This is a genomic window from Mucilaginibacter phyllosphaerae, from assembly GCF_004378255.1.
Lineage (GTDB): Bacteria > Bacteroidota > Bacteroidia > Sphingobacteriales > Sphingobacteriaceae > Mucilaginibacter > Mucilaginibacter phyllosphaerae.
The window spans coordinates 1-310 of record NZ_SNQG01000023.1; the positions used below are offsets into that span (position 1 = coordinate 1).

Annotated in this window: 1 protein-coding gene; it reads right to left on the reverse strand. The window is 50.6% G+C overall.

Annotated elements, in window-relative coordinates:
* On the reverse strand, positions 1-310 hold a 310-nt coding region (locus E2R65_RS19495; RefSeq protein WP_317131558.1), incomplete at both ends, for a glycoside hydrolase family 2 TIM barrel-domain containing protein.

Consider the following 310-nt stretch of genomic DNA (forward strand, 5'->3'; position numbering starts at 1 on the left):
GCCAGTTTGCCTGTAATTAAACCCGCGCACCGGGATAACCTCGTTAACGCCTGTAAATACATTTGCCAGATCGGCAGCGTAGGTACTAGTGCGCGTTGGGTCTAATTCGCGTTGTTTGGCCAATAGCGTTTGTGCAATGCGCTTACCATAACTGTTGGTTTGTGCATACCCTTCCTCATTCCCTATCGACCATAAAAACACGCTGGCATGGTTCCTGTCGCGTTTTAACAACCGCTCAAACTGGTCCATGTACTCGGGCGAGCTGTTGAGCAGTCGCTGTTCATCCAGTACCAACATGCCCAGGCTATCG